Raw genomic sequence first — 25,984 nt, 5'->3', positions numbered from 1 at the left:
GGTTCGGCTTCGGGGCCGGCGTGGGCCCGGCCCCGGGTACGGCTGCGCGGGCTGCCGCGCGGCCGGCCGCCCTCGAACCGCACGGGCGGCCGGCCGCGTGCGTCAGCTCAGGCCGAAGGGGTTGACGGCGCGGTAGTCGAGGCGGCTCCAGTGCTCGACGAACTTGCCGTGGTCGACGCGGAAGACGTCGGCGCGGTTGAGCTCGATCGGCTTGCCGGTGCCCTTCTCGTGGCCCCGCCAGACCCAGAAGACGACGGCGGTCTCGTCGTCGGCGACGGTGTGGGTGACCTCGAAGCCGAGGTCGGGGAAGCGCTCGCGGTAGCTGCGGATGTTGTCCCGCAGGCCGGCCAGCCCGGGGGCGACGCCCGGCTGGTTCTGGATCAGGTCGGTGGCGAGGGCGCCGCGGAAGGGGCTGTCCGGGACGCGGTAGACGGTGTCGACGGTGAAGAACAGGCGGAGCAGGTTGAGCCGTTGGGTGTCGGTGCCGCCCCAGCCGGTCGGCGTCGACGGCTCGACGCCGCCGGGCAGCTTCACGCCGAAGGCATCCATCGCCGCGTAGTCGACGACGTCCCAGTGCTCGGCCAGCTTGCCGTCCTGCACCCGGTACAGCTCGGCGGTGTTGAAGACCAGCTCCCGGCCCGTCTGGGCGTGGTGACCGCGGAAGGTGGCCAGCAGGAAGACCTTGTCGCCCTGCGGGACGACCCGGTAGATCGTGGCCTCCAGGTCGGGGAAGAAGGTGTGGAAGAGCCCGTAGTCCTCCAGGTAGCCCTTCACGCCGGACTTCAGACCCGGGCTGTGCTGGACGTAGTCCTCGCGCATGTACTGGCCCACCAGGTTGAGCTGCTTCTTGGCCAGGACCTCCTGGTAGAAGCCCAGGACCACGCGCTTGCTCTCGGCTCCGACGGTGTCGGTCGAGCGGCCGCGGCGCTCGGCCGCGTTGGCGTTGCCCTGGAAGAACGCCGCGATCAGCACGCCGACGACGGCGACCACGAGGAACCGGAACAGGTGTTTCTTCTTCACGCTGTCTCTCTCTTGGGTTGGACTCACAAGGAGTTGACGGACTGCCGGACCGGACTTCCGGGTCGTTCGACACGCCGGCTCGGCACGGTTGTCGGGTGGGGACGCTCAGGGGGTGACCAGCTCTTCGGCGGCCTCGCTCGGTGCCTGCGCCGGCCGGGCCGGCGAGCGGCGGCCGGGCAGCAGGAACAGCACGGCGAGCACGCCCGCCAGGGCCACGCCCGCGCCCGTCCACATGGAGTCGGCGAGCGCGCCGACGAAGGCGTCCGACACCAGGTCGTGCAGGCCCGCGGCGGCGTCGGGGCCGGCCTGCTGGGCCACCGCCTCGGCGCCGCCGATCGAGTCCCGTACGGCGGTCTCGGCCTGGGGAGGGAGGAATCCCAGGTCCGGCAGGCCGTCGCGGTAGGTGGTGGCGAGCACGCTGCCGATCACCGCGATCCCCAGGGAGCCGCCGACCTGGAGCGTCGCGTCGGTCACGGCCGAGGCGGCGCCGCCCTGTTCGGCCGGGGCCGCGGCCAGCAGGGCGTCGGCGCACGGGGGCAGGACCAGGCCCATGGTGAAGCCGAAGAGCGCGAGCGAGACCAGGGCGAGCGTCTCGCTGCCGCGGTCCGCGCCGGTCATCAGCGCCATGCTGGCGACCAGGACCGCCAGGCCCGCCACGGCCACCGGCCTGAGCCCGGTCCGGGCCGCGAGCCGGGTGCCCAGCTGGGCGCCCACGATGGCGGTGAGCACCGGGAGCAGGCGCAGGCCGGAGGCCAACGGGCCGTGCCCCTGGATGAACTGGAAGTACTGGGTGACCACGAACAGCAGCCCGAAGAGGCAGAACTCGATGCAGAACATGGCCACCGCGCTGCCGGCGAACAGCGGGCTGCGGAACATCCGGGCGGAGAGCATCGGGTGGTCGGTGCGCCGCTCCCACAGCACGAACGCGGCGCACAGCGCCACGCCCAGGCCCAGCCCCGCCAGGGTGAGCGGGTCCGTCCAGCCGCGGCGCGGCCCCTCGATGGCGCCGTAGACGAGGGTGGTGAGGCCGGACACGGAGAGCACCACGCCGGGCAGGTCCAGCCTGGTCCGGTTCGGGTCGCGGGACTCGGGGACCAGCAGGGCGCAGGCGGCCACGGCGATCACCACCACGGGGACGGCGATCAGGAAGACCGAGCCCCACCAGTAGTGCTCCAGGAGCAGGCCGCCGAGGACCGGTCCGAGCGGCACGCCGATCGCACCCGAGCCGGCCCAGGCGCTGATCGCCTTGGCGTGCTCCTCCACCGGGAAGACGTTCTTGATGATGGACAGGGTCGCGGGCATGACGAACGCCCCGCCCACGCCCATCCCGGTGCGCATCGTGATCAGCATGCCCGGGCTGCCGGCGAAGGCGGCGCCGGCCGAGAAGCCGAGGACCAGCAGCAGGCCGGTGATCAGCATGCGCTTGCGGCCGAAGCGGTCGCCCAGGCCGCCGCCGAGCAGCAGCAGGCCGCCGAAGGCCAGGCTGTACGAGTCGACGATCCACTGCAGGTCGCCGCCGCTCGCCCCCAGGTCCTGCTGGACGCGGGGGAGAGCGAGGCTGAGGATCAGGTTGTCCATGCCGATGACGATCAGGCTCAGGCACAGCACGGCCAGGATCCGCCAGCGGCGTCGGTACACGGTGGAGTGCTCCATCGACGGGAACTCCCTTCTGGTCAGCGCGGGACCGGCGTGGTCCGCTCGCGGGGTTCGGGACGGACGGTCGACGGCCCGCCGGAGGTCTCGGCCAGGCCGATGCGCCGGTGCAGCCGTCGCAGCGGCGCGGGCGCCCACCAGTTCGCCGGGCCCATCAGGCGCATGAAGGCCGGCAGCAGCAGGCCCCGGACCACCAGGGCGTCGACGAGCAGGGCCAGGGTGAGCCCGAGGGCGAACATCTTCTGGAAGGCCACGGTGCTGGTGAGCATCCCGGCGACGGTGACCACGCCCATCAGCGCGGCCGCGGCGGTGACCAGCCCGCCGGTGCGCTGCAGTCCGGCGGCCACCGCGGCCCGGTCGTCCAGGCCCGCGTCGTGGGCCTCCTTGATCCGCGAGACCATGAAGACCTCGTAGTCCATGGAGAGCCCGAACAGCAGGCAGAACATCAGGATCGGGGCGACGGCGGTGAGGGCGCCCGTGGCGGTGAAGTCCAGGGCGCCGGAGAGGTGGCCCTCCTGGAAGATCCACACCATCGCGCCGAAGGTCGCGCTCAGGCTCAGCACGTTCAGCACCAGGGCCTTCAGCGGCATGACGACGCTTCCGGTGAACAGGAAGAGCAGGACGAACATCGCCAGGACGACGATCCCCAGGACCAGCGGGAGGTGGTCGGCGAGGGTGGCCTTGGTGTCCACCAGGGCCGGGCCCGCCCCCGTCATCGCCACCGGCCAGGGCGGTGGCACCGCCCGCAGGTCGCGCACCAGCCGGTCACCGCTGTCGGAGAAGGTCTCGACCGCTGGGGCGACCTCCAGGTACGTCCCGGCGGGGGAGGCGAAGGGGTCGGTCGCCGCCCCGGGCGGGGCGCTCTGCGTGCCGCCGGTGAAGCGCCCGGCGTACGAGGTGACCGAGGCCACGCCGGGCACGGTCGACAGCCGCGCCGCGTAGTCGTGGATCTCCTGCCGGTGCCGGGTGCCGTCGCCGATGCCGACGGCCACCACGGTGATGGTGTCGCCCTCGCGGGAGGTGAAGCCGGTCCTGACGGCCTCGCCGACCTGACGGCTCTCGGAGCTGGCCGGCAGCTGGCGGTCGTCGGGGAGGCTGAACTTCACGCCGGTGAACGGCGTGCCCAGCAGCACCAGGGCGGCGACCGCCACGGCGGCGATCGGCACCGGGAAGCGCATCACCGTGACGGCGAGCCGGTGCCAGAAGCCGCGTTCCACCGCCTGCGGGGCGGGGGCGGCCCGCCCGGTGAGCCGGCGGACCAGCTTGCGGGCGTCCAGGCTGTCGATCCTCGCACCGAACAGGGCGAGCAGGGTCGGTACGACCACCACCGCCGCCAGAGCCGCGAAGAGCGAGACGCCGATGCCGGCCACGGCGATCGAGCGCAGGAAGGGCAGCGGGAACACGGCGAGGGCGGCGAGCGAGAGCGCCACCGTCAGCGCGGAGAACAGCACGGTGCGCCCGGCGGTCCGGACCGCGCCGACGATCGCCTCGGTGCGGTCCTCGCGGACCGTGACGTCGCCGCCGCGGGTGCGCAGCTCCTCGCGGTAGCGGGAGACCATGAACAGGCTGTAGTCGATGGCGAGGCCCAGGCCGATGATGGTCGTCGCGTTCAGGGCGACCACCGACACGTCCATGAACGCGCTGAGCACCCGCAGCAGCACCAGGACGCCGACGACCACCGGAATGGTCATCAGGATCGGCAGCAGCGCAGCCACCAGACTGCCGAACACCAGGACCAGCACCAGGAACAGCACCGGGAAGGCGATCTGCTCCATGGACTGAAGGTCGCTCTGCGCGGCGGTCTCGGTGTCGTACCCCGCGGCCACGGTGCCGCCGAGTTTGACGGTGACGGCGCCCTGCTGCCCGGCGTAGCGTTCGCGCAGCCCGTCGATCCGCTTGGCGGCCGCCGTCTCGTCCCCGTCGATGTGGGCGATGACCAGGGCCGAGCCGCCGGCCTTGTCCCGCAGCGTCTGAGGCCGGCCGGCGGTCCAGTACGAGACCACCTGGGTGATCCCGGGTTCGGTGCCGAGGCGGGAGGCCAGCTCGGCACCGGAGCGGGCGGCCTCGGGGGAGTCCACCGAGCCCGGGGCCGTCACCAGCAGGGTGAGGTTCGGGGTGCTGAGGCCGAACTCCCTGGAGAGCGCCTCCTTCGCGTGGGTGGAGGAGGCGGCCGGGTCGTCGAAGCCCCCGTTGGAGAGTTCGGCGACCACCCCGCCGCCGACCGCGCCGCTGAGGACGACGAAGGCCAGGATGGCCCACAGGAACGCCTTCGGCCGGGCCGTCACGGCCCTGCCGGTACGTTCGAGCATCATGCTTCTTCCCTCCGGGGGTTCCCGAGGTCCAGGGGACGGTGGCTGCGTACGGTGACGGCTGCGGCTACTTGCCGTGCGCCCTGCGGTGGCTGCGGTCGAGCGCGGTCAGGCGCACGGCGGTCTTCACGGAGTGCGCGATGGTGCCCAGCGGCCCGGTGCCCGGCGGCGGGACGATGCCCATCTGGGTGAGCATCCCGGCGTAGTCGCCCTCCTGGCGGAACTCCACCATGCGGCCCTGGTCGTCGTAGGTCTCGATGATGATCTCGCCGATCTCCAGCAGGCGGCGGGTCGGCGGGATGCCGAACAGCGGGCCCAGGTGGTGGCCGCGGAAGGTCACGTGGAGCACGGCCTTGTTGCCGTCCACGAGGATGTCGTGCCACTCGATGTCGACGTCCGGCTTGGCGGCCCTGACCAGGTTCAGTGTGTCCAGGAACTCCTGGCCGCCGTGCAGCACCGGACGGCCGGGCAGGTAGCACTTGTAGTCCGGCGAGTACCAGGGCAGGGCCCGGGAGTTGTCGGAGGACCAGGAGAGGTCGGAGACCATCAGGATGTGCTCGCGGGTGAGGGTGAACGGCCGGGTCGTCGTGTCGTCGATGGTCATCGGGCCGCCGCCTTCTTCCGCTGCTGGATCCGGTCCTTGACGATCAGGCCGCCGAGGCGCCCGACCGTCTTGAAGGTGTGCGCGACGGTGCGCACCGGCCCGGCGCCCTCCGGCGGGGTGATGCCGAGCTGGGACAGCACGCTCAGGTAGTCCGCCTGCTGCCACATCTCGACGACCCGGTCGCCCTCGAAGCGCAGGATCACGTGCTCGGTGAGCCGGGTGGAGCGGCCGGTGGGCGGGATGTCCATCAGGAAACCCCGGTGTGTGCCGGTGAGTTCACCCCGGACCAGCACCTTGTCGCCCGCCGCGACCACCTCCACCGAGCGGTAGGCGAGGTCCGGGAGGGCGACGAACATGTCCTCGGCCAGCTTCCGCAGGCCGGGCGTGCCCTTGATCACCGGCTGGCCCGGGAGCGGCACGTAGGTGACCACCTCGCTACTGAAGCGGCGCTCGATCACCCCGAGGTCCCGCCCGTTCCACAGTTCGTCGAGGATCCTCGGGCCGAGCTCCCGGGGGTCCGGGGCCCGGCCGGGCCGAGTGGAGTCCATCCGCTGCCTCTCTCTTCCATTGGTTGGTACGGCTCTTGGGTTGCTCTGGCTCTTGGGTTGCTCTGGCTCTTGCGTTGCTGCGGGGGGAGCCGCGCAGGCGGCTCGTCGCGGATCAGCCGGTCCGCTCGGCGACGCGCGCGGCGGCGGCCAGCCAGTCCCTGCGGATCAGGCCGGAGAAGGGGCCGATGACGGTCCAGTAGCGCCCGAACCTGCGCACGGACTCCCGGTCGGTCGCGAAGACCCTGGTCTCGGTGCACAGCAGTGCGCCGCCGCCCCGGGGCCGGACCGAGAACGCCATCAGGCCCTTGATGCACCCGGGCTCGTCGAAATCCCGGTACTCCTGCGGGGAGAGCGTGAACCACTGCTGCCGCAGCGCCCAGGGCCGCCCGGCGAAGCCCACGAGGACGTCGCCGCCGGGGGCGTCCAGGGGGAACGCGCCGACCACGTCGACCAGCCAGTCGAGGACCGGTACGTCGTCGGCCATCGCCTCCCAGCGCCCGCCGCGGCTCAGCCGCGCCGGGATGCTGCGCGCGAACACCAGCGGGCGCAGGGTGAGCAGGTCGGCGGGCGTCGCCGCCCGTACCGCCCGTGCCACCGCCTCCTGTTCGGCGCGGACGGTACGCCCGTGCCGGCTGCGCCACTGGTACGCGGGCAGCCACAGGTCGCACCCGCCCGAGGGCGTGTCCTCCGGTCGCGGTCCCGGCACGCCGCACCTCCCGTTCCGTCCGTGCCGCCGCCCGCCGCACGACGGCGGCGGGCGCTTCGGTAACAAGAGCCCGCCCGGGGCCCGCCGGATACACCCCGGACGCGCGGAAGCCGACGTGTATCCGGGAGCCGGCCGCCCCGATCTCTGCTGTCGGGCGCAGACCCGCCACGGCGCGCGCCGTGCCGTGAGCACACGACCGCCCCCGGACCGAAGGCTGGGCAGATGAGCGAGGCTGAACAGAGCAGCACGGCGGGGCTCCCGCCGAGCGACCTCAAGGACCTGGTCGGGCAGATCGCCGACCGGGTCTGGAACCGCGGCGATCCGAGCGCCGTGGACGAGCACTTCCGACCCGACTTCGTCGGCCACCTGCCGGGTGTCGCCGACCTGCGGGGCCCGGCGGTCTACCGGCGGGTGGCCCTCGAACGCCGCCGGGCGCTGCCCGACCTGCGCTACCGGACCCTGCACTGCATCGGGGAGGGGGACCGGGTGATGCTGCGCGCCGAGCTGCTCGGCACCCACCTCGGGCCGCTGGCCGGCATCCCCGCGACGGGCATGCGCGTGCGCACCACCGAGATGACGATCTTCCGCTTCGTGGACGGTCGCGTTGCCGAGCTGTGGCAGCAGGGCGACGACCTCGGCGTCCTGGACCAGCTCGGCCTGGTCCCCCCGGCCGGCCTGGGCCCCATCGGCCAGATCGGCCACGCCGTCGGCGTGAGCGCCCGGCTGACCGCGCTCACCCGCCGGGCCGCCCGAGAGAGGAAAGCACCGTGACCCCCACCAGGACCAGCCCGGCCCGCGCGAGGAGGAAGGAGGCGGCCCCGCCCGACCCCAAGGCCCTGGCCGTCGAGTTCGGCCGCCGCCTGTTCACCGAGCGCGACCTGGGCGTCATCGACGAACTCGCCCGCCCCGACGCCGTGTTCCACCTGCCCGGCCGCCCGGCCCTGTCCCCGGCGGGCTTCCAAGGCGTCGTGCGCCAGCTCTGGCGGGCCAAGCCGGACGTCACCGCCGAGATCCTGGACGTCTTCGCCGAGGGCCGGCAGGTCGCCGCCCGGCTCCGCTTCACCGGCACCCACCTCGGCGAGCTCTTCGGCATCCCGCCCACCGGCCGCCGGGTCGCGCTGGACGAACTGCTGGTGGAGCAGTGGGACGAGCAGGGGCGCCTGGTCGAGCTCTGGCAGGAGGCGGGGTACCTGGGCATGCTCACCGGGCTCGGCCTGCTGCCCGCCCCGGAGGCCGGCCCGCTCGGGCGGCTGCGCCACACGCTGGCCGCCGTGCCGAGATTCGCCCGGCTGCGGGCCCGGGCCCGCTCCGCCGACCACTCCCGCGGCCTGCACGCAGGCGGCGCGCAACGAAGCGAGGACGCATGACCATGACCCTGAGCCACCGGCGCGAGGCCCCGGGCCCGGCCGGCTACCCGCTGGTGAAGTCGGGACCGGACCTCGTCCGGGACCTGGTGGGCACCTTCACCCGCGCCTGGCGCCGCTACGGAGACCTGGTGCGCTTCCAGATCCCCGGCAACCGCGAGCTGTTCCTCATCGTCGACCCCGACTTCATCAAGCACGTGCTGGACGACAACCAGCCCAACTACCCCAAGGACCCGCTGTCCGTCGGCAAGTTCGAGCCCTGGGTCGGCCAGGGGCTGTTCACCAGCAACGGTGACTTCCACTTCCGTCAGCGCCGGCTCGCCCAGCCGGCGTTCAAGGGCTCCCGGATCGCGGGCTTCGGCCCGGCGATGGTCGACGCCACCGGTGAGCTCGTCAAGGAGTGGAAGCCGGCGGCGGACGAGGCCCGCACGCTCGACATCACCCCGGAGATGATGCGGCTGGCGCTGACCATCGTGATGCAGACCCTGTTCAGCACCGACGTGAGCACCCGGGCCGGCGACCTCGCCCGCGCGGTGCGCATCTGCAACGCCTACACCAACACCCGCCTCCAGCGCTTCGTCGAGTTGCCGGAGGCGCTGCCCAGCCGCGCCCGCCGGCAGTTCCTCCAGGCCCGGGCCTCGCTCGACGCCTTCGTCTACGGGCTGATCGCCGACCGCCGCCGCGACAGCGCCCCGCCGGACGACCTGCTGACCCGGTTCCTCACCGCCCAGGACCAGGAGACCGGGGAACGGATGAGCGACAAGCAGCTGCGCGACGAGGTCGTCACCATGTTCCTCGGCGGGTACGAGACCACCGCGCTCTCCCTGGTCTGGGCCTTCTCCCTGCTCTCCCGGCACCCCGAGACCGAGCGCCGCATCCGCGCCGAGGTCGCCGAGGTCTGCGGGGACCGCGAGCCCGCCGCCGACGACCTTCCCCGCCTGCGCTACCTGCGGGCCTTCTTCCAGGAGGTGCTGCGCCTCTACCCGTCCGTGTGGACGCTCTCGCGCAGCCCGATCGAGGACGACGAGATCGGCGGCTACCGCATCCCTGCGGGCTCCCAGGTGTTCATCAGCCCGTACCTGATGCACCGTCACCCCGCCTACTGGCCCAACCCGGAGGGCTTCCGGCCCGAGCGGTTCGAGAAGAGCGCCACCGGCGGCGGGCCGCTGTACGCCTACATCCCGTTCTCGCGCGGCCCCCGGCTGTGCCCCGGCTCCTCGGTGGCCGTCCTGGAGGCCCCGCTGGTGATCGCCCGGATCCTCCAGTCCTACCGGCTGACCCTGGCCCCCGGCCACGTCTGCGAGCCCACCTCGAACGTCTTCCTGTACCCGCGCGACGGCATGCCGATGCGCATCCAGCACGTGCGGACGGTGACCGGCTGATGGCCGCGACCTCGATCCTGCCGACCCGCCCGCCCGGCCCGCGCGGACTGCCGCTGCTGGGCTCGGCGCTGGACTTCCGCCGCGACCCGCTGCGCACCTTCGTCACCGCCTGGCGCGACCACGGCGACCTGGTCCGCTTCCGCGGGCCCGTCCCGGTGATCCTGGTCACCCACCCCGACCACCTCAAGCACATCCTCGCCGACAACTTCGCCAACTATCCCCACCCCGACGATTTCAACCGCAAGGTGAGCGTCTCGGTGGGCGAGGGCCTGGTCACCAGCGAGGGCGAGGAGTGGCAGCGGCAACGCCGCACCGTGGCGCCCTCGTTCCGGCGCGAGTCGCTGGAGCGCTTCGCCGACGTGATGGCCGACAGCGCCGGCCGCATGCTGGACCGCTGGGAGGACGTCTGCCGCCGCGGCGCCTCGATCGACGCCAGGATCGAGATGCAGAGCCTCACCCTGGAGATCCTGGCGCGCTGCCTGTTCCGGGCCGACTGGTCCGCCGACGCGCGGGTGCTCGGCGACGCCGTGCGAATCCAACTGGAGCACATCAACGCCAAGTTGATCGCCGTCGCGGACCTGCCGGAACGGGTGCCCACCCGGCGCAACCGGGAGTTCCTGGCGGCCCGCAAGGTCCTCGACGAGACGGTCTACCGGCTCATCGCCGAGCGCCGCCGCAACCCCGACCGCAGCGCCGACGCCGACCTCCTGTCGATGCTGATGCACTCCGCCGACCCGGAGACCGGCCGGCACATGACCGACCAGCAACTCCGCGACCAGGTGGTGACGTTGTTCATCGCCGGCCACGAGACGGTCGCCGCCACGCTGTCCTGGATCTGCTACCTGCTCTCCGCCCAGCCCGCCGCCACCGAAAGGGCCCGGCAGGAGGTGTTCCAGGTGCTCGGCGACCGCCCGCCGACCATGGCGGACCTGCCCCAGCTGAAGTACCTCAAGCTCTTCGTCCAGGAGGCGCTGCGGCTCTACCCCCCGCTCTGGCAGGTCGCCCGGATGCCGCTGCGAGACGACCGGCTGGGCGGCTACCACATCCCGGCCGGGTCGTTCCTGCTGCTCAACACCTACATCACGCACCGCAATCCGGCGTTCTGGGACAACCCCGAGGGCTTCGACCCCGAGCGCTTCACCCGGGAACGCTCGGCGGGGCGGCCGCGCTACGCCTACGTGCCCTACGTCGGCGGCCCGCGCAACTGCGTCGGGCTGGCCTTCGCCAACATGGAGCTCACGATCGTGCTGGCCTCGATCCTCCAGCGCTACGGCCTCCACCTGGTGCCGGGGCACCCGGTCGTCATGCAGCCGGACATCTCGCTGCGCGCCAGGTACGGCATCCGGATGACCCTGCAGGAGGTCACCACCGAGCAGCGTACGGCGGCCGACGCGTCACCCGGGGCGGGTGTACCCGCGGAGGAAGCCGCGCCGGCCGGGGGCTGCCCGGTCGCGCACGCACCGGCCGAGCCGCCCCCGGCGCCGGGCTGCCCGTACCGGCCGCCCGCGGCGGGCTGAGGACGACGGGTGGGGCCCCTCCCGCGAGGGAGGGGCCCCACCCGTGCCCGGCCGGACCGGGCCCGGATCAGAGCTGAACGGCCTTGCGGGCCAAGGCCGTCAGGATCACCCGCCGGATCAGCGAGCTGCCCAGCCGCACGCCCCACCAGTAGGCGGCGAAGCGGCGCCGGGAGGACTGGTCGGTGGCGGAGATCCGGGTCTCGCAGCGCACCAGCGTGCCGCCGTCCGTCGGTGTGAGGATGAACGCGGACAGCGCCTTGGCGTAGCCGGGGCGGTCGAAGTCGGCGAACTCCTGGGCGGAGCCGATCGGTTCGGGCGGCGGAACGCGCAACTGCCAGTACCGGGTGACGGCGCCCACGGCGTCGAGGTGCGGCGGCTCGACGGCCAGGATCGTGTACCCCCGCTGCGTCATGTGCTCGCGCAGCGTGGCGTGGTTGTCCGCGGTGTCGTGCGGCCCCCTGGAGGTGGCCATGCGGGCGCCGAGCAGCACCCGCACGAACGGCAGGTCGCTGAAGCGCAGGGTCTCCAGGGCCTGCCAGACCGTGGCGGGGCTGCGCGGGATGTGGCGCTCGTGCGTCAGTGTGTACTGAGGATCGGGGATGAGGCGGTCCAGTGGACCGGTCATGGCGGCTCCTGTCTCTCAGAGGGGGCCGGCCCGTCTACCGCGGCGGCCGGTAACCGTCGGCCATGCCCAACTCGGCGCAGAGCCTGAAGAGTTCGTATTCGAAGAAGGCGTCCGCGTTCGGCAGAACGAAGGCCAGGTGGCCCATCACGTCGAGGCAGATCACACCGTGGAGCCGGGCCCAGCTGCTCAGCATGACCGCGATGGCGCCGACCGGCACGTCCAACTGCCGGGAGATGCGCAGCCCGTTGAGCTGATGGACCAGCTCCGGGGAGAGCTCCGACTCGGCCGGGACGCGGAACGGGCGCTGCAGCCACAGTTCGCACAGCAGACCGGCGAACGCCGAGCCGAACACCCAACCGGCGTCCTGGGCCTCCTGGTCCTCCTGGGCCTCCGGGCTCACCGGGGAGCGGCCCAGGACGAAGGAGAACTCGTGGCGGTGCGACAGCGCCCAGTTGCGCAGCCCCCGCGCGGCGTCGAGCAGCCGCCTGAGCGCGTCGTCGTGAGCCGCCCCGTCGGCGGCGCCTGCGAGCACCGCGTGGGCCGCCTCGGCGAAGACGTCCGCGCGCAGCGCCCTGATCAGCAACTCGTGGGAGGTGAAGTAGCGGTACACCGCCGGAGCGGTCATCCCCATCTCCCGTGCGATGGCACGGATGGTGACACCGTTCTCGCCGTCCACGGCGAGCAGATCGCGCCCCACGGACTTGATCTCGTCAATCGTCGCCTGTCGTGCGCGTTCCCGGCGCGAGAGCACCGGCGCCTCCGCCACCTGCCTGACCATCGAGTCATCTCCACTACGCCAGGCTGACTCATCAGTAACCGGTGCCAAGTCTACCGGCTGTCGCGCGAGTGAGAACCCGTGACGGAACTGATGCCTGTTCGCGCATCGAAGCCCGGCAGCCCCTTCAGCGCCTCGGCGCGGATCGGCACCCGGGCGCCGAGCTGGCACAGGACGGCCAGCGTGCCCAGCCACACCCGCTGGACCAGGGCCTGCTCCGGCGGCATCCGCACGTGGGAGCGGACGGCGGCCGACTCCTTGGTGAGCGTCGCCGTCCGCATCACCTCGCGCATCCACGGCCGGTCGAAGGCGAACTCCTCCTCGGCCAGGGGCGCCGCCATCGGGGCCATCGCCCGGTACAGCCAGCCGAAGTCCCGGTGGGCGACGCCGGGGCGCAACAGGCCGTACCGGCGCAGCACTTCGGCCATGCCGTCCGGATCGCCGTCTGCGCAGGCCCGCGTCACGCCGCCGATCCAGCCCGGCAGGCCGTCCGGGAGCCGGGTGACGGCTCCGAAGTCCAGGACGCCCAGCCGCCCGTCCGGGAGGAGCCGGAAGTTGCCCGGGTGCGGGTCCGAGTGCAGCAGGCCGCAGCGCTGCGGTCCGGCGAATAGGAAGCGCACCAGCAGCAGGCCCAGGCGGTCGCGCTGCTCCCGGGTGCCGTCCGCGATCACGGCGGAGACCGGGGTGCCCTCCAGCCAGCCGGTGACCAGCACGCGGCCGGTGCCGTGGACCACCGGCGGCACGAGGAAGTCCTCGTCGCCGGCGAAGGAGGCGGCGAACGCGCGCTGCGTCCCGGCCTCCCTGCCGTAGTCGAGCTCCTCGACCATCCGGTCCCGCACCTCGTGCACCAGCTCCTCGACCGGCAGGCCGTCGGCGAACGGGGCGAACAGCCGTCCGAGCCGCCTGAGTTGCCCGAGGTCGGCGTTCAACGCCCGCTCCGCGCCCGGGTGCTGGACCTTGACGGCGACCTCGGTGCCGTCGCGCCACCGCGCCCGGTGCACCTGGCCGATCGAGGCGCAGGCCACCGGGCGGTCGTCGAACTCCCGTACCAGCGCGCGCCAGCCGGGGCCCAGCTCGCCCCGCAGCACCCGGTGGACCACGGCGGCGGGCAGCGGGGGCCCGGCCTCCTGCAACTCCGTCAGCGCGCTCCGGTACGGCGCGGCCAGGTGCTCCGGCACGGCCGCCTCCATCACGCTCAGCACCTGGGCGAGCTTCTGCGTCCCGCCCTTCAGCTCGCCGACCACCTGGAACAGCTGCCGGGCGGTGCGCTCCTGGACCTGCGTGCGGACGGCCTCCTCGGCGCCGCCCGCCAGGCGACGGGCCAGGCCGAAGGCGCTGCGTCCGACGTGCCCGAGGGGGAGCGCGGCCAGCTTGAGCGAGCGCCGCAGCGGGTCCTGCGGGAGTCCGGTGCGTACCTGTCGCCGATCGTCCGTCATGTCGCCGCTCCCGATGGGTGGTCGGTGTGATGCCGTCTCCCCGAGCAGATCGGCGTCGGAGGCCCGCGGATACACCGGCGCGCCCGCCCGTGGATCCGGATCCGGCTGTATCCGCCGCACGCACCGCCGTATCTGTCCTGATGCAGCGCCGCCGCCCACCGTGCGGCGCACCGACGGGAGGGGGACCCGGCGTGCGAATCGCCATTGGGGTGGACCTGGTGGAGATCGACCGGCTGGACAGCCTGCTCGCCCGGAACACCGGCGCGGAGCGGGACATCTTCACCGAGGGCGAACTCGGCTACTGCGAGGGCAGGCGCAACCGGGCGGCCCACCTCGCCGCCCGGTTCGCCGCCAAGGAGGCCGTGCTCAAGGCCCTCGGGACCGGACTGGGCCCGGGGCAGGCATGGACGGACGTCGAGGTGGTCTCCGCCCCGTTCGGGCCTCCGCGGGTGCGGCTGAGCGGTGTCACCGCACGGCACTGCCACCGGGCGGGCTGGGCCGGCGCCCAGCTCTCCCTCTCGCACACCGGCGGCTACGCCGTCGCCCAGGCCGTCCTGCTGCCGGCCGAGGACGGCCGCCCCGTCGGGGACGGCGCGACCGACACCGGCGCGACCGACACCGGCCCGACCGGCACCGGTCCGACCCACGACGGCCCGACCCACGACAACCCCGCCCGGGACACCGCGCACGACGAAGGGTGACCATGCGCTTCCATCTCATCGACCGGATCGACGCCCTGGAACCGGGCCGAGCCGTCCGCGCCCGCAAGGTGACCTCCCGGCTGGAGGACCACTGGCGGGACACCGGCCGGGGCCCGGAGATGCCCGCCCCGCTGGTCCTGGAGGCGCTCTGCCAGGCCGGCACCTGGCTCATCCTGATCACCACCGACCTGCGCCGCCGGGCGGCGCTGCTCTCGGTCGACAACGTCTCCTTCCACGGCCCCGTCCGCCCCGGAGACGTCCTCGAACTGGTCGGCACCGTCGAGTCGTTGAACGACGAGACGGCCGTCCTCAGCGGCACCGCCACCGTCGGCGGCCGCCCGGTGATGACCGCCGAGGCGATCATGTGCGCGCTGCTGCCCGCCGACGAACTGGAGGACCTGGAGGCCACCCGGCTGCTCGAGCGCCGCCTCACCCGCGGCCTGCCCGAAGTGGCGGGTGCGCGGTGAACCGGGTCGCCGTCACCGGGATCGGCGCCGTCACCCCGCTCGGCAACGACGCCGGGACCACCTGGCGGGCCCTGGTCGCGGGCCGCAGCGGAGTGGGCCCGCTGGAGACCTTCGACGCGTCGACCATGCCGGTGCGCATCGCCGGCCAGGTCCGGGACTTCGACCCGGCCTCGGCCGGCCCGGCCCGCGAGCGGCGCCACCTCTCCCGGGCCGCGCTGTTCGCCGCGGCCGCCGCCCGCGAGGCGCTGCGCTCCGCCGGCGGCTGGGAGGCCGCCACCGACCCGTACCGGCGCGGAGTGGCCGTGGCGGGCACCGTCGGCCGTCCGGAACTGCAGGAACTGGTCGACATGTCGCACCAGTTGGAGTCCAGCGGCTACCACGACCTGTACCGGCAGGCCCCGGTGGACGTGCTGCGGCGCAACCAGAACCTCGGCACCAGGGCCGTGGCGGAGGCGGCCGGCGCCCGCGGGCCGATGCTGAGCCTGAGCACCGCCTGCGCCGGCGCCGCGCACGCCATCGGCGAGGCATACCGGGCGATCCAGGAGGGCGAGGCCACGCTGATGGTCGCCGGCGGCTTCGACGCCCTGACCACCTGGATGGACGTGGTCGGCTTCTCCCTGCTCGGTGCGCTCACCGACCGCTGGAACGACGAGCCGGAGCGCGCCTCCCGGCCCTTCGACGCCGAACGCTCGGGCTTCGTGCTCGGCGAGGGCGCGGTCTTCGCCGTCCTGGAGGACTGGGACGCCGCCGTCGCCCGCGGTGCCCGCATCCACGCGGAACTGGCGGGCTACGGATCCTCCCTGAACGCCTACCGGATCACCGACTCCCCGCCGGACGGCGGCGGCGCCGTCGCGGCCATGCGGGACGCGCTCGAAGAGTCCGGGCTCGGACCGGACGGGATCGACTACGTCGTCGCGCACGGCACGAGCACCCCCGGCAACGACCTCAGCGAGACCGTCGCGATCAAGGAGGTGTTCCGGGAGCACGCCCACGAACTGCTCGTCAGCTCGCCCAAGTCGATGACCGGACACCTCACCTCGGCCGCCGCCGGGGTCAACCTGGTCGCCGCGCTCGGTGCGCTGCGCGAGGGCGTCGTCCCGCCCACCGTCAACCTCGACCACCCCGATCCCAAGCTCGACCTCGACTACGTCCCGAACCGCTTCCGCACCCGGCAGGTCCGTGCCGCGCTGGTGAACGCCTTCGCCTTCGGCGGCACCAACGCCTGCTTCGTGGTCAGCGCACCCGGCCCGGCCCCGGAGCCCCTGCCAGCCCAGGAGGAATCGTGAGCACCGCACCCCAGCTGTACGACGTCCCGCAGGAACCGCCGCACCGGATGGACGAGGTGCTCGAACGCATCCCCGGGCTGCGCGCGGTCGCGGGCCGCAACGTCCCCGGTACCCTCGCCCTGTTCGCCACGCACTTCCCGCGCTTCCCGGTGCTGCCCGGGGTGATGATCCTCGACGACGTCGCCGAGACCGCCCGGCTCGCGGCCGGTGCCGGCGAGTGGACGCTCACCGCGGTCTCCCGGATCCGCTACCGGCGCTACGTCGAGCCGGGCGACCGGATGATCGTCGACTTCACGGTCACCGAGGCCACCGCGGACACGATCCGCGGCACGGCCACCGTCACCGTCGACGGCCGCACCGTCACCACCGTGCGCGAGGTCCGGCTCGCCCGGGTCAGCGGCCGCGTCCCGGCGCTGAGCAGCATCGGCGGGGTGGGGGCGTGAACCCGCACCGGCCGGGCCGCCGGGTCGCCGTCACCGGCGTCGGGCTGCTCACCGCCCTCGGCGAGGGCGGTGCCGAGACCTGGAAGGGCCTGCTGGAGGGCCGCAGCGGCATCGGCCCGATCCGCGGCTACGACGCGTCCGCGCTGATCACCCGCCACGCCGCCGAGCTCCCCGGCTTCCGCCCCCAGCGCTACGCCGACCGCCGGTCGCTGCGGATGACCACCCGCAACGACCACCTGGCGATCGCCGGAGCCGCCCTCGCCATGGCGGACGCCGGCCTGACCGGCCCGACCGGCCTCGCCGGGGCCGGCTACGACCCGGAGCGGGCTGGCCTGTTCGTCGGCGGCAACAAGGAGATCTCCAACCCGGAGCACCTGCTCAGCGGCAGTCTCGCGGCCCGCGACGAGCAGGGCCGGGCCGACTTCCGCCTCCTCGGCGAGCGGATGACCTCCGCCTTCCACCCGCTGTACTACGTGGAGGGCCTGCAGTCGGCGGCGCTGTTCCACCTCTCCCACGCGCACGGCTTCAAGGGCCCCAACGCCTACTTCCACGGCACCTCCGACGCCGGCGCCGCCGCCATCGCCCGCGCCTACCGGGCCGTCCGCGCCGGCGAGTGCCGGGTGGCGCTGGCCGGCGGCGCGGACGACGCCGCCTCCTGGTGGAGCATGACCAGGATGGACGGCCTCGGCGTGCTCGCCACGGCCGACCTGCCCGCCGAGCGGGTGTTCCGCCCGTACGACGAGGAGCGCAGCGGCTCGGTGCTCGGCGACGGCGCGGCCTTCCTGGTGCTGGAGGACCTCGACGCCGCCCGCCGCCGGGGCGCGACCGTGTACGCGGAGATCCGCGGCACGGCCGCCACCCGCGACGGCGGCGGCCTGATCACCCCCGAGCCGGACGGCGGCCCGCTCGCCGCCGCCGTCGAACGGGCCCTCGACACGGCCCGGGTGCCCGCCGCGGAGGTCTCCTACGTCGCCGCGCACGGCTGCGGGACGCGGCTGGGCGACCGGAGCGAGAGCCGGGCGCTGGCCCGGGTGTTCGGGCCGGGGAGCACGGCCGTGGCCAGCAGCGTCAAGCCCGCCACCGGGCACCTGGTGGCCGGCGCGGGCGCGCTCAACGTCGCGGTCTGCGCCCTGGCCTTGGACGCCGGCGCGGTGCCGCCCACGCTCAACCTCGACCGGCCGGACCAGGAGTGCCGGGCCCTGGACTGGGTGCCGCGCGAGGCCCGGGAGCTGCGGCTGCGCCACACCGTGGCGATCGCCCGCGGCCTGGAGGGGCAGCAGGTGGCGCTGGTCCTGAGCGACCCGGAGGAGAGATGAGCACCACCACGCGCTCCACCACGCGCTCCGCCAGGCACGGCCGGCCCGGCCGCCCCGAGGCCCGGTGGATCCCGGTCGACGGGCCCGCCCCCGCCCCGGCCCCGGCGCCGCCGTCGATGAAGGAACGTCAGGCATGGCTGTCGCCCGTGGAGCTGGTGCTGACGGCGATCGGCTGGCACGGCGCGCGAGACCCGAGACAGCAGCAGGCCGGGCGTACGGCACAGGGCCGCCGCCCCGCGGACCTGCCCCGAGCCCGCAGTACCGGGACCCGAGGAGGGCCCGAGTGATGTCCGATCCGATCACCACCCCCGTCCGCCCGGACCACGGGAACCACCAGCACGAGGACGACCTTCACGAGAACCGCGCGGCGGGCGTCGCCATCGTCGCCACCGGCGCGATCACCGCGCAGGGCGCCGGCGCGGCCGCCCTCTGGGACGGCGCCCGGGCCGGCCGGGTCGCGATCCAGCAGGTCCAGGGCCTGTCCATGGACGGGCTGAGCACGAAACTGGGCGGCGAGGTCGGCGTGCCCGTCCGGCCGCGCGGCGCCTACCGCCGCCCGGACGGCTTCCGCGAGCGCGCCATCGACCTGGCCCTGGTCGCCGCCGAGGAGGCGATGGCCGCACTGCCGGCGGGCCTGGTCGACCCCGACCGCTTCGCCGTCGTGCTGGGCACCTGCAACGCCGGGCTGCTCTCCGCCCGCGAGTGGCTGGCCGCCGACGCCTCCGGCGCCCTGCCCGACCGCCGGCTGCCCGCGCTGGTCACCCCGCAGGCCCTCGCCGAGGCGGTGGCCGCGGCGTTCCGGCTGCGCGGCCCGGTGCTCGCGGTCAACACGGCCTGCGCCTCCGGTGCCAACGCCATCGGCTGGGCCGCGGACCTGCTGCGCCAGGGCCGGGCCGACGCGGTGCTGGCCGGCGGCAGCGACGCGCTCTCCGACGTCGTCCTCGCCGGCTTCAACTCCCTGCAGTCGCTCTCGCCCGAGCCCGCCGCGCCGTACTCGGCCGAGCGGCAGGGGCTCTCGCTCGGCGAGGGCAGCGGCATGGTGGTGCTGGTCCGCTCCGACCTCGCCGAGCGGCACGGGCTGACCGTGCTCGCCGAGGTCGCCGGCTACGGCCTCTCGGCGGACGGCTACCACGTCACCGCGCCGCACCCGGAGGGCCTCGGGGCGGCGGGCGCGATCCGTGCCGCGCTCGGCCACGCGGGGCTCGGTGCGTCCGAGATCGGCTACATCAACGGCCACGGCACCGGCACCCCGAAGAACGACCCGGCGGAGACCAGCGCGATCCGGCTGGCGCTCGGGGAGCGGACGGCGGCCGCGATCCCGGTCAGCAGCACCAAGTCGGTGATCGGCCACCTGCTGGGGGCGGCCGGGGCCGTCGAGGCCATCGTGACGGCCAACGCCCTGGCCGAGCAGATCGCACCCCCGACCGCCGGCTACCGGTCCCAGGACGCGGCCTGCCCGCTGGACTACGTGCCGAACACCGCGCGGCCCATCACGGCCGGCGCCGCACTGTCCAACAACTTCGCCTTCGGCGGCGCCAACGCGGCGCTGGTGCTGACCCGGCCGCAGCTGCGCCACCGCCCGCCCGCGCCGCGCCGCGAGGAGGTGGTGGTCACCGGGGTCAGCGTGCTCAGCCCCTCGGGCGACGGTCCGTCGGCCGCCTGGCAGGACTTCGTCGCGCGGCGCGAGCCCGGCGGGGAGCTGGCCGGCGTCCGGGTGGGGCAGGTCGAACTCGACCCGGAGCCGTACCTCGCCCGGCGCACGAGGCGCCGGATGGACCGGCTGGGCGTGCTCAGCGTGGTGGCCACGGCCAAGGCGCTGGAGGCGGCCGGCATCGAGCCCGGCGGCGAGGCGGCCCGTACCGTCGGGGTGGTCTTCGGCACCGGGACCGGGCCGATGGAGGCCATGGAACGCTTCACCGTGCCGGTGCTGGGGGAGGGGCCGGCCGCGGCCGACCCTGCGGTCTTCCCCAACACCGTCTACAACCAGGCCGCCGGGCAGGTCGCGCTCCACCTGGGGCTGCGCGGACCGACGTCGACCGTGTCGGTCGGCCACGCCAGCGGGGCCGCGGCGATCGGCTATGCCGCCGACCTGCTGGCGGCCGGCCGGGCCGACGTCCTGGTCGCCACGGCCACCGACACGCTCACCGCCCAGGTGGCCCGCGCCTACGCGGCGGTCGGCGCGGCGAGCTCGCGCGGGGCCGGCGGTGCGGCGGACGGCCGGTTCCTGCTCGCCGAGGGCAGCGTCGCCCTGGTGCTGGAGCGCCGCTCGACGGCCGAGGCCCGGGGCGCGCGCGTCCTCGGCACGGTGCTCGGGTACGGCATGGCCTCGGACGCCAGCCGGGCGCGCCTGTGGGACGCCCGGGGCCGCGGGGTGGAGCGGGCGATGCGTGCCGCCCTGCTCGACGCCGGGCCCGCGGCGCAGGGGGTGGGCGAGATCTGGCTCGCGGCCGCCGGGCTCGCCGCGGCCGACCGGGCGGAGACGGCCGCGGTCGCCCGGCTGCGGGCCGACCCGGCGCTGAACGCGTCCGCGCCGTTCAGGCTGCACGCGCCCAAGACCGTCCTCGGCGAGCCGATGGGCGTGGGCGGCGCGCTCTGCACCGCCCTCGCGCTCCACGCCGGCGACGGCACGCCCGCGCTCGTCAACAGCGCCTCGCTGGGCGGCACCCACATCACGCTGGCGGTCCGTGCCGCGGACGCCGCAACCACCGCGCGCGAGTCGCGGATCCTGACGGAAGGAGAGAGCCGGTGAAGCTGGCCGGACAGGTGGCCCTGGTGACCGGTGGGTCACGGGGCATCGGCGCGGCGGTCTGCCGCGCCCTGGCGGCCGACGGGGCCGCCGTCGCGGTGAACTACCGCGCCTCGGAGGGGCCCGCCAAGGAGCTGGTCCGCGCGATCGAGGAGGCCGGCGGCCGGGCGGTGGCGATCGCCGGCGACGTGGCCGAGGCGGAGGACGCCCAGGCGATGGTCGCCCGCACCGTCGAGGAGCTGGGCGGGCTGGACATCCTGGTCAACAATGCCGGGATCGCCCAGGACGCGCTGATCTACAACATGGGCATGGACGACTGGCTGGACACCATGAAGGTCAACTTCGGCGGTGTCTTCCACTGCACCAAGGCCGTGCTGCCGCACTTCATGGCCAAGGGGTCCGGGGTCGTCGTCAACGTCTCCTCCGTGATGGGCGAGCGCGGCTGGATCGGCGAGTCCAACTACGCGGCCTCCAAGGGCGCGGTGAACGCCTTCACCCGCTGCTGCGCGATGGAGTCGGCCCGGTTCGGCATCCGGGTCAACGCGGTGCTGCCCGGTTTCTCCCCGACCGAGCTGGTGGCCGGCCTGACCGAGGGCGAGACCGGACGGTCCATCAGGAAGCAGATCCCGATGCGCCGCTTCGGCCCGGTCGAGCAGATCGCCGAGGTGGTGCGCTTCCTGGCCGGTCCCGAGTCGGCGTACATGACCGGTGCGCTGGTCAACGTCGACGGCGGCGCGATGACGGCCCTGGGCCTCGGCCGCCCGTAGCCGCGCGGCCCGTCCACCCGGCGGACCCGCGGGCCGGGCCGGTGTATCCCGCCGGCCCGGTGGCGGGAAGTACCGAAGTACCGAAGTACCGAAGTACCGAAGTACCGAAGTACCGAAGTACCGAAGTACCGAAGTACCGAAGTACCGAAGTACCGAAGTGCCGCAGTACCGCGGTACCGCACCACTGCACGGCCCCTCAGCCCCGCGTGCCGCACCGGCAGCGGGCCCATGACCGAAACGATGGAGCACAGCATGTCCCTCACCCAGATCACCGAGGCCGTCCGCACCGCCGTCGCCGACGCGCTCGGCGCGGAGCCGGAGGAGGTCGTGGACGACGCGACCCTGCTGGACGACCTGGGCGCCGAGTCGATCGACCTGCTCGACATCCTGTTCCGCCTGGAGCGCTCGCTGGGCGTCAAGATCCAGGCGGCCGAGCTGGCCGAGTACGTCCAGGGCGGCATCCCCGAGGAGGAGTTCGGCGACGAGAACGAGATCGTCACCGACCGCGCGCTCGCCCAGCTGAAGAGCGTCATGCCGCAGATCGACGTCGAGGCGCTCAGCGGCACCCTCAAGGCGACCCAGGTGATGGGCCTGTTCACGGTCGCCAACCTGGTGCAGCTGGTCGTCCACAAGTCGTCCGTGGCCGCCTGATCCCCGGTTCCCCCTCCGACACCCTTGACCCCTCGTCCGACCCCTCGTCACCACGAGCAGCGAACCGAAGGAGCGACGGCGTGACCTCGATCCGCATCATCGGGACCGGTGGCTACCAGCCCGGTGATCCGATCCCCACCGAAGAGATCACCCGCCTGGTCGGGCCGCTGCCCGACGAGGTCCTGGAGGGCCTCTCCATCGAGCGGCGGTTCTGGATGATCGACCCCAAGACCGGCGAACACCGCGAGAACAACTCGGACATGGCGTACCGCGCCGCCGTCCGGGCGCTCGACGCGGCCGGCGTCGAGGCCGCGGAGGTCGACCTCATGGTGCTCGCCACCGGGACCCCGGACTTCCCGCTGCCGCCGGTGGTGAACCTGGTCCAGGAGCACCTGGGCCTGGTCAGCTGCGCCACCATGGAGCTGCGCTCCGGCGGCGCGGGCGTCGTCCAGGGCCTGGACATCGCCCGGATGTACCTGGAGGCCGGCACCTACCGCACCGCCCTGGTGATCGGCAGCGAGGCCATCTCCCCGGTGCTGGCCCCGGTCTTCCTCGGCCAGGACCCGAACCGGATACGGATGCGCGACCGGATGCCGGTCTACATGTTCGGCGACGGCGCCGGCGCGATCGTGCTGCGCGCGGAGGAGGGCGAGGGCGGGCTCCGGGCCGGTGCCACCGCCTGCATCGGCGGCGACCGCAAGCCGGGCATCCACTCGGTGGGCGGTGGCACCCACGCCCCGATCCACCAGCAGCTCAAGGCCAAGCGGCTGGTCGACCTGAAGGTCGACGTGGTCGGTGCCGGGGACTTCACCCCGGTGATGGTCACGGAGGCGATCCGCAGCACGCTGCAGCGCAGCGGCGTGGACGTGGAGTCGGTGGACCTGTGCCTGGTGCCGGAGGGCAACGTCGGCTGGATGCTCGACTCGCTCCACGAGCTCGGGCTGGACACCACGGAGTGGAAGGCGCTCGACGGCAGGATCTTCGACAGCCTCTCCACCATGGGCGCCGTCGGGTGCGCGGCCGTGCCGCTCTTCCTCGACGACGCCTGGCGCTCCGGGCGGATCCGCCCCGGCGACCGGCTGATGCTGATCGGGGTCGAGAGCACCAAGTGGATCTACGCGGGTGCGGTCGTGGACTGGACCGCCCAGGCTCCGGTGCGCTGATGGCCGGCATCGTGACGGCCGGCCACCAGGGCCCGGGGACCAGCGTCCGGGGCGCGCGGCCGGACGAGCGGTCCTTCCGCCGGGCGATCGGGAGGTTCGGCACCGGGGTCGCGGTGGTCACCACCGCCGGCCCCGGCGGACCGAGCGCGACCACGGTCAACTCCCTGACCTCGGTCTCCCTGGAACCGCCGCTGCTGCTGATCTGTCTGAAGGAGGGGTCCAGGACCGCCGCCGCCATCTCCGCCGCCGGGGCGTTCACCGTCAACGTGCTGAGCGGGGGCCAGGCTGCCACGGCGGCCGGGTGCGCGGCGGCGGGGCGGCCGTCGGGGGAGCGCGCCCTGGAGGGCGTCCCGCACCGGCCCGGGTGGCGCGGGATCCCGGTGCTGTCCGGCTCCCTCTCGTACTTCGGCTGCCTGGTCGAACGCGAGCTGCCCGGGGGAGACCACACCATCTTCCTCGGGAGGGTGTGCGAGCTGGGCACCGGGCCCGAGGACGAACCCCTGTTGTTCTACCGCGGGCAGTTCGCCCGTCTGGGATGACCCGCGAGCCGGGGCCGACCCGGGTCGGCCCCGGCTCCTTTTTCTGCCCCTTCACTCCCACCACCCTTTCCTGAGGAGCCAGATGACCTCCGTCGCCTTCCTGTTCCCCGGCCAGGGCTCGCAGCGGCCCGGGATGGGCCGGGACCTCGCCGAGCGGTTTCCCGAGCTGGTGGAGCGCTACTACCGGCCGGCCGACGACCTGCTGGGCCTGCCGCTGTCCACGCTGTGCTGGGAGGGATCGGCCGAGGAACTGCAGCGGACCGACATCACCCAGCCGGCCGTCTTCCTCACCAGCCTGGTGGCCCTGGACGTGCTGCGCGCCCACGGGATCAGCCCGGCACTGGCCGCGGGGCACAGCCTCGGCGAGTACGCCGCGCTGGTGTGCGCCGGGGTGCTCGACTGGCGGGACGCGCTGCAACTCGTCCGCCGACGCGGCGAGTTGATGGCCAAGGTGAACGAGAACAATCCCGGGGCGATGGCCGCGCTGATCGGCCTGTCCCTCGAACGGTCCGAGGAGCTCTGCACCGAGGCCCGCGAACGCGGCGGCGGCGTGGTCGAGATCGCCAACGACAACGAGCCCGGCCAGCAGGTGGTGTCCGGCACGGTGGACACCGTGCGCCTGGTGATGGCCGGGGCGAAGGAGGCGGGCGCGACCAAGGTGGTGCAACTGGCGGTCGGCGCGCCCTTCCACTGCAGTCTGATGGCCGGGATGGAGGAGGAGTTCGCCGCCGAGCTCGACGCGGTGGAGTTCCGCGACCCCGCGATCCCGGTGCTCGCCAACGTGACCGCCGACGAGGTGCGCACCGGTGCCGAGGCCCGGGAGCGGCTGCGGCGCCAGCTCGCCGACCGGGTGCGCTGGACGGACACCCTGCGCCGGATCGGCACGTACGGGGTGACCGGCCTGACCGAGGTCGGCCCGGGGCGGGTGCTCGCGGGCTTCTCGCGCGCGGTGCTGCCGGAAATCCCGCACCACGCGGCCGGCGAATGGCGGCGGCTCAGGGCGACGATCGGGGCACTGAACGAAAGTCCGCCTGAGAACGGATATAAGATTTGAACCTCTTGCCGAAAGCGATGAGCAAGCTCTACGCTGATTCTGTCATTGAGTCATAAACTTCTTCTGTGGGGGCGAGGGTGGACGAGTCCGAGGAGACGCTGCAGAGACTGTCCCAGGCCATCGGCCCCATGCCGGCCGATCTGACCGCGAAGGTGAAGCAGCTCATCCAGCAGGCCACGGCAGAGGGAAGCGCCGCCGGGAATGCGCACGGCGACAGGCGGGTCGAATTCACCGACCCGCCTGCGCCTGATGCCATTTCGCGTTAACGTGCCCGCTGCATGGAGAACGCCTGGAGTCCGGTTTCCCGCACCGTTCGGATCAACTCCGCATCCTGCGGCGAGCGGCCTGCGCGCTGCCGCATGATCTTCTCCAGGTGGGCCAGGCAGCGGCCCCGGATCGGCCCGATGGAACCGCGGGCCATGCCGAGCGTGACGACGATCTCGTCGTAGGGCATCGGCGGGTCCGCCACGAGCAGGCTCAGCAGAGCCTGGCAGCGCGGCGTCAACTCGCAGAAGGCGAGCAGGACTTCGTCACCCTGTTCGGCCGTGAGCACCCGCTCCTCCGGATGGTTCTCGGAGGGCTCGGGCCGGTCGAAGACGGCCGGCTCGCCGACCGGCACGCTCCGCCCGCTCTTCTCCAGGCACTTCAGGCTCTCCCGGCGGGCCGAGGTCGCGATCCACTGGGCTATCCGCTCGGGCGAGCGGAGTTTGCCGAGGTGCTGGACCGCCCGCAGCCAGGTGGTCTGGACGACGTCCTCGCAGTCCGCCCGACCGAGCCGGTGCCCACGGGCGATGGCGAACACCAACGGCGTGTACCGGTCGACCAGTTGACTCCATGCGTCCTGATCCCCGGCGAGGCATCTGTCGACGAGTTCGTTCAGTGTGGTGACGTGCAACGCATACCCCCGTATGT

At 73.6% G+C, this 25,984-nt stretch carries 27 protein-coding genes; 17 read left to right on the top strand and 10 right to left on the bottom strand.

From position 1 onward, the window contains the following. Positions 1–102: 102 nt before the first annotated feature. The 6 genes from IH61_RS43410 to IH61_RS43400 all read right to left on the bottom strand — a co-directional run bounded on the left by IH61_RS43410 (position 103) and on the right by IH61_RS43400 (position 6,840). On the bottom strand, positions 103–1,020 hold the full coding sequence (locus IH61_RS43410; RefSeq protein ID WP_031075867.1) for an ester cyclase: 918 nt from the start codon (positions 1,018–1,020) through the stop codon (positions 103–105). 105 nt (positions 1,021–1,125) lie between these two features. Further along, entirely contained in the window at positions 1,126–2,673 is a 1,548-nt protein-coding gene (locus tag IH61_RS0130880; protein WP_031075865.1) for an MFS transporter, read from the bottom strand. 20 nt (positions 2,674–2,693) lie between these two features. Beyond that, a complete protein-coding gene (locus IH61_RS0130875; protein ID WP_051838395.1) occupies positions 2,694–4,985 on the bottom strand; it encodes an MMPL family transporter in 2,292 nt (763 codons plus the stop codon). 64 nt (positions 4,986–5,049) lie between these two features. Then, a complete protein-coding gene (locus IH61_RS0130870) occupies positions 5,050–5,586 on the bottom strand; it encodes an ester cyclase (protein ID WP_031075862.1) in 537 nt (178 codons plus the stop codon). Then, positions 5,583–6,134 (bottom strand): ester cyclase, encoded by a 552-nt coding sequence (locus tag IH61_RS43405; protein WP_051838394.1) that lies wholly within the window; start codon positions 6,132–6,134, stop codon positions 5,583–5,585. The genes IH61_RS0130870 and IH61_RS43405 overlap by 4 nt, the downstream gene beginning before the upstream one ends. Positions 6,135–6,246: 112 nt before the next feature. Continuing rightward, positions 6,247–6,840: a hypothetical protein gene (locus IH61_RS43400; RefSeq protein WP_051838393.1), complete on the bottom strand. Its 594-nt coding sequence runs from the start codon at positions 6,838–6,840 to the stop codon at positions 6,247–6,249. Positions 6,841–7,062: 222 nt separating this feature from the next. Here IH61_RS43400 and IH61_RS41765 point away from each other — a divergent pair, with 222 nt between their 5' ends. The 4 genes from IH61_RS41765 to IH61_RS0130840 are packed head-to-tail and all read left to right on the top strand — an operon-like array spanning position 7,063 to position 11,103. Continuing rightward, positions 7,063–7,611, top strand: coding sequence for an ester cyclase (locus IH61_RS41765; protein WP_051838392.1), 549 nt, complete (start codon positions 7,063–7,065; stop codon positions 7,609–7,611). After that, positions 7,608–8,207 carry an ester cyclase gene (locus IH61_RS43395; protein WP_051838391.1) on the top strand — a complete coding sequence of 200 codons (600 nt, stop codon included), beginning with the start codon at positions 7,608–7,610 and terminating at the stop codon, positions 8,205–8,207. Before IH61_RS41765 ends, IH61_RS43395 begins: the two co-directional genes overlap by 4 nt. Further along, positions 8,204–9,586, top strand: a complete 1,383-nt coding sequence (locus IH61_RS0130845) for a cytochrome P450 (protein ID WP_031075852.1) — start codon at positions 8,204–8,206, stop codon at positions 9,584–9,586. Before IH61_RS43395 ends, IH61_RS0130845 begins: the two co-directional genes overlap by 4 nt. After that, positions 9,586–11,103 carry a cytochrome P450 gene (locus IH61_RS0130840; protein WP_051838389.1) on the top strand — a complete coding sequence of 506 codons (1,518 nt, stop codon included), beginning with the start codon at positions 9,586–9,588 and terminating at the stop codon, positions 11,101–11,103. The genes IH61_RS0130845 and IH61_RS0130840 overlap by 1 nt, the downstream gene beginning before the upstream one ends. 67 nt (positions 11,104–11,170) lie before the next feature. Here the strand turns inward: IH61_RS0130840 and IH61_RS43390 are convergent, their stop codons facing one another. From IH61_RS43390 to IH61_RS0130825, 3 genes are read right to left on the bottom strand one after another with little or no spacing between them, the layout of a single operon-like run. After that, complete coding sequence (locus tag IH61_RS43390) at positions 11,171–11,728, bottom strand: hypothetical protein (protein ID WP_051838388.1); 558 nt, start codon at positions 11,726–11,728, stop codon at positions 11,171–11,173. A gap of 34 nt (positions 11,729–11,762) precedes the next feature. Further along, positions 11,763–12,506, bottom strand: coding sequence for a TetR/AcrR family transcriptional regulator (locus IH61_RS0130830; RefSeq protein ID WP_031075846.1), 744 nt, complete (start codon positions 12,504–12,506; stop codon positions 11,763–11,765). 50 nt (positions 12,507–12,556) lie between these two features. Next, the gene (locus IH61_RS0130825; RefSeq protein WP_051838387.1) at positions 12,557–13,939 is read right to left on the bottom strand and encodes an ABC1 kinase family protein; all 1,383 of its coding nucleotides are present in this window, start codon (positions 13,937–13,939) and stop codon (positions 12,557–12,559) included. Between the two features lie 191 nt (positions 13,940–14,130). Here IH61_RS0130825 and acpS point away from each other — a divergent pair, with 191 nt between their 5' ends. The 13 genes from acpS to IH61_RS0130760 all read left to right on the top strand — a co-directional run bounded on the left by acpS (position 14,131) and on the right by IH61_RS0130760 (position 25,338). Beyond that, a complete protein-coding gene (gene acpS / locus IH61_RS0130820; RefSeq protein ID WP_078911518.1) occupies positions 14,131–14,640 on the top strand; it encodes a holo-ACP synthase in 510 nt (169 codons plus the stop codon). A gap of 2 nt (positions 14,641–14,642) precedes the next feature. Continuing rightward, a complete protein-coding gene (locus IH61_RS0130815) occupies positions 14,643–15,107 on the top strand; it encodes a hotdog domain-containing protein (protein ID WP_031075840.1) in 465 nt (154 codons plus the stop codon). Continuing rightward, entirely contained in the window at positions 15,104–16,393 is a 1,290-nt protein-coding gene (locus IH61_RS0130810) for a beta-ketoacyl-[acyl-carrier-protein] synthase family protein (protein ID WP_031075838.1), read from the top strand. Before IH61_RS0130815 ends, IH61_RS0130810 begins: the two co-directional genes overlap by 4 nt. After that, positions 16,390–16,836, top strand: a complete 447-nt coding sequence (locus tag IH61_RS0130805) for a 3-hydroxyacyl-ACP dehydratase FabZ family protein (RefSeq protein ID WP_051838386.1) — start codon at positions 16,390–16,392, stop codon at positions 16,834–16,836. The genes IH61_RS0130810 and IH61_RS0130805 overlap by 4 nt, the downstream gene beginning before the upstream one ends. Further along, positions 16,833–18,152 carry a beta-ketoacyl-[acyl-carrier-protein] synthase family protein gene (locus IH61_RS0130800; protein ID WP_031075835.1) on the top strand — a complete coding sequence of 440 codons (1,320 nt, stop codon included), beginning with the start codon at positions 16,833–16,835 and terminating at the stop codon, positions 18,150–18,152. The genes IH61_RS0130805 and IH61_RS0130800 overlap by 4 nt, the downstream gene beginning before the upstream one ends. Then, on the top strand, positions 18,149–18,439 hold the full coding sequence (locus tag IH61_RS0130795; protein ID WP_031075833.1) for a hypothetical protein: 291 nt from the start codon (positions 18,149–18,151) through the stop codon (positions 18,437–18,439). The genes IH61_RS0130800 and IH61_RS0130795 overlap by 4 nt, the downstream gene beginning before the upstream one ends. Next, positions 18,439–20,901 carry a beta-ketoacyl-[acyl-carrier-protein] synthase family protein gene (locus tag IH61_RS0130790; RefSeq protein WP_051838385.1) on the top strand — a complete coding sequence of 821 codons (2,463 nt, stop codon included), beginning with the start codon at positions 18,439–18,441 and terminating at the stop codon, positions 20,899–20,901. The genes IH61_RS0130795 and IH61_RS0130790 overlap by 1 nt, the downstream gene beginning before the upstream one ends. Continuing rightward, positions 20,898–21,665: a 3-oxoacyl-ACP reductase FabG gene (gene fabG, locus IH61_RS0130785; protein WP_031075829.1), complete on the top strand. Its 768-nt coding sequence runs from the start codon at positions 20,898–20,900 to the stop codon at positions 21,663–21,665. The genes IH61_RS0130790 and fabG overlap by 4 nt, the downstream gene beginning before the upstream one ends. A 252-nt stretch (positions 21,666–21,917) precedes the next feature. Then, positions 21,918–22,316, top strand: coding sequence for an acyl carrier protein (locus IH61_RS0130780; protein ID WP_031075828.1), 399 nt, complete (start codon positions 21,918–21,920; stop codon positions 22,314–22,316). Positions 22,317–22,396: 80 nt separating this feature from the next. Further along, positions 22,397–23,479 (top strand): 3-oxoacyl-ACP synthase III family protein, encoded by a 1,083-nt coding sequence (locus IH61_RS0130775; protein WP_031075826.1) that lies wholly within the window; start codon positions 22,397–22,399, stop codon positions 23,477–23,479. After that, positions 23,479–24,018, top strand: coding sequence for a flavin reductase family protein (locus IH61_RS0130770; RefSeq protein WP_051838384.1), 540 nt, complete (start codon positions 23,479–23,481; stop codon positions 24,016–24,018). The genes IH61_RS0130775 and IH61_RS0130770 overlap by 1 nt, the downstream gene beginning before the upstream one ends. Before the next feature lie 82 nt (positions 24,019–24,100). Next, positions 24,101–25,072, top strand: coding sequence for an ACP S-malonyltransferase (gene fabD, locus IH61_RS0130765; protein ID WP_031075822.1), 972 nt, complete (start codon positions 24,101–24,103; stop codon positions 25,070–25,072). Positions 25,073–25,149: 77 nt separating this feature from the next. Beyond that, a complete protein-coding gene (locus tag IH61_RS0130760; protein ID WP_158845446.1) occupies positions 25,150–25,338 on the top strand; it encodes a hypothetical protein in 189 nt (62 codons plus the stop codon). Here the strand turns inward: IH61_RS0130760 and IH61_RS0130755 are convergent. Continuing rightward, positions 25,335–25,967, bottom strand: a complete 633-nt coding sequence (locus IH61_RS0130755; RefSeq protein ID WP_063763300.1) for an RNA polymerase sigma factor — start codon at positions 25,965–25,967, stop codon at positions 25,335–25,337. The two genes, IH61_RS0130760 and IH61_RS0130755, sit on opposite strands and share 4 nt — an antisense overlap. Positions 25,968–25,984 lie beyond the last annotated feature (17 nt).

The organism is Streptomyces sp. NRRL WC-3742 (genome assembly GCF_000720635.1).
Taxonomy (GTDB): Bacteria; Actinomycetota; Actinomycetes; order Streptomycetales; family Streptomycetaceae; genus Kitasatospora.
This window is presented reverse-complemented; position numbering and strand designations above follow the sequence as displayed.

Coding starts and splice junctions, on each gene's coding strand:
- IH61_RS0130880 (WP_031075865.1), bottom strand. CDS start 2,673: ATGGAGCACTCCACCGTGTACCGACGCCGCTGGCGGATCCTGGCCGTG.
- IH61_RS0130875 (WP_051838395.1), bottom strand. CDS start 4,985: ATGATGCTCGAACGTACCGGCAGGGCCGTGACGGCCCGGCCGAAGGCG.
- IH61_RS0130870 (WP_031075862.1), bottom strand. CDS start 5,586: ATGACCATCGACGACACGACGACCCGGCCGTTCACCCTCACCCGCGAG.
- IH61_RS43405 (WP_051838394.1), bottom strand. CDS start 6,134: ATGGACTCCACTCGGCCCGGCCGGGCCCCGGACCCCCGGGAGCTCGGC.
- IH61_RS41765 (WP_051838392.1), top strand. CDS start 7,063: ATGAGCGAGGCTGAACAGAGCAGCACGGCGGGGCTCCCGCCGAGCGAC.
- IH61_RS0130845 (WP_031075852.1), top strand. CDS start 8,204: ATGACCATGACCCTGAGCCACCGGCGCGAGGCCCCGGGCCCGGCCGGC.
- IH61_RS0130840 (WP_051838389.1), top strand. CDS start 9,586: ATGGCCGCGACCTCGATCCTGCCGACCCGCCCGCCCGGCCCGCGCGGA.
- IH61_RS43390 (WP_051838388.1), bottom strand. CDS start 11,728: ATGACCGGTCCACTGGACCGCCTCATCCCCGATCCTCAGTACACACTG.
- IH61_RS0130830 (WP_031075846.1), bottom strand. CDS start 12,506: ATGGTCAGGCAGGTGGCGGAGGCGCCGGTGCTCTCGCGCCGGGAACGC.
- IH61_RS0130825 (WP_051838387.1), bottom strand. CDS start 13,939: ATGACGGACGATCGGCGACAGGTACGCACCGGACTCCCGCAGGACCCG.
- IH61_RS0130815 (WP_031075840.1), top strand. CDS start 14,643: ATGCGCTTCCATCTCATCGACCGGATCGACGCCCTGGAACCGGGCCGA.
- IH61_RS0130795 (WP_031075833.1), top strand. CDS start 18,149: ATGAGCACCACCACGCGCTCCACCACGCGCTCCGCCAGGCACGGCCGG.
- IH61_RS0130790 (WP_051838385.1), top strand. CDS start 18,439: ATGTCCGATCCGATCACCACCCCCGTCCGCCCGGACCACGGGAACCAC.
- IH61_RS0130780 (WP_031075828.1), top strand. CDS start 21,918: ATGTCCCTCACCCAGATCACCGAGGCCGTCCGCACCGCCGTCGCCGAC.
- IH61_RS0130770 (WP_051838384.1), top strand. CDS start 23,479: ATGGCCGGCATCGTGACGGCCGGCCACCAGGGCCCGGGGACCAGCGTC.
- fabD (WP_031075822.1), top strand. CDS start 24,101: ATGACCTCCGTCGCCTTCCTGTTCCCCGGCCAGGGCTCGCAGCGGCCC.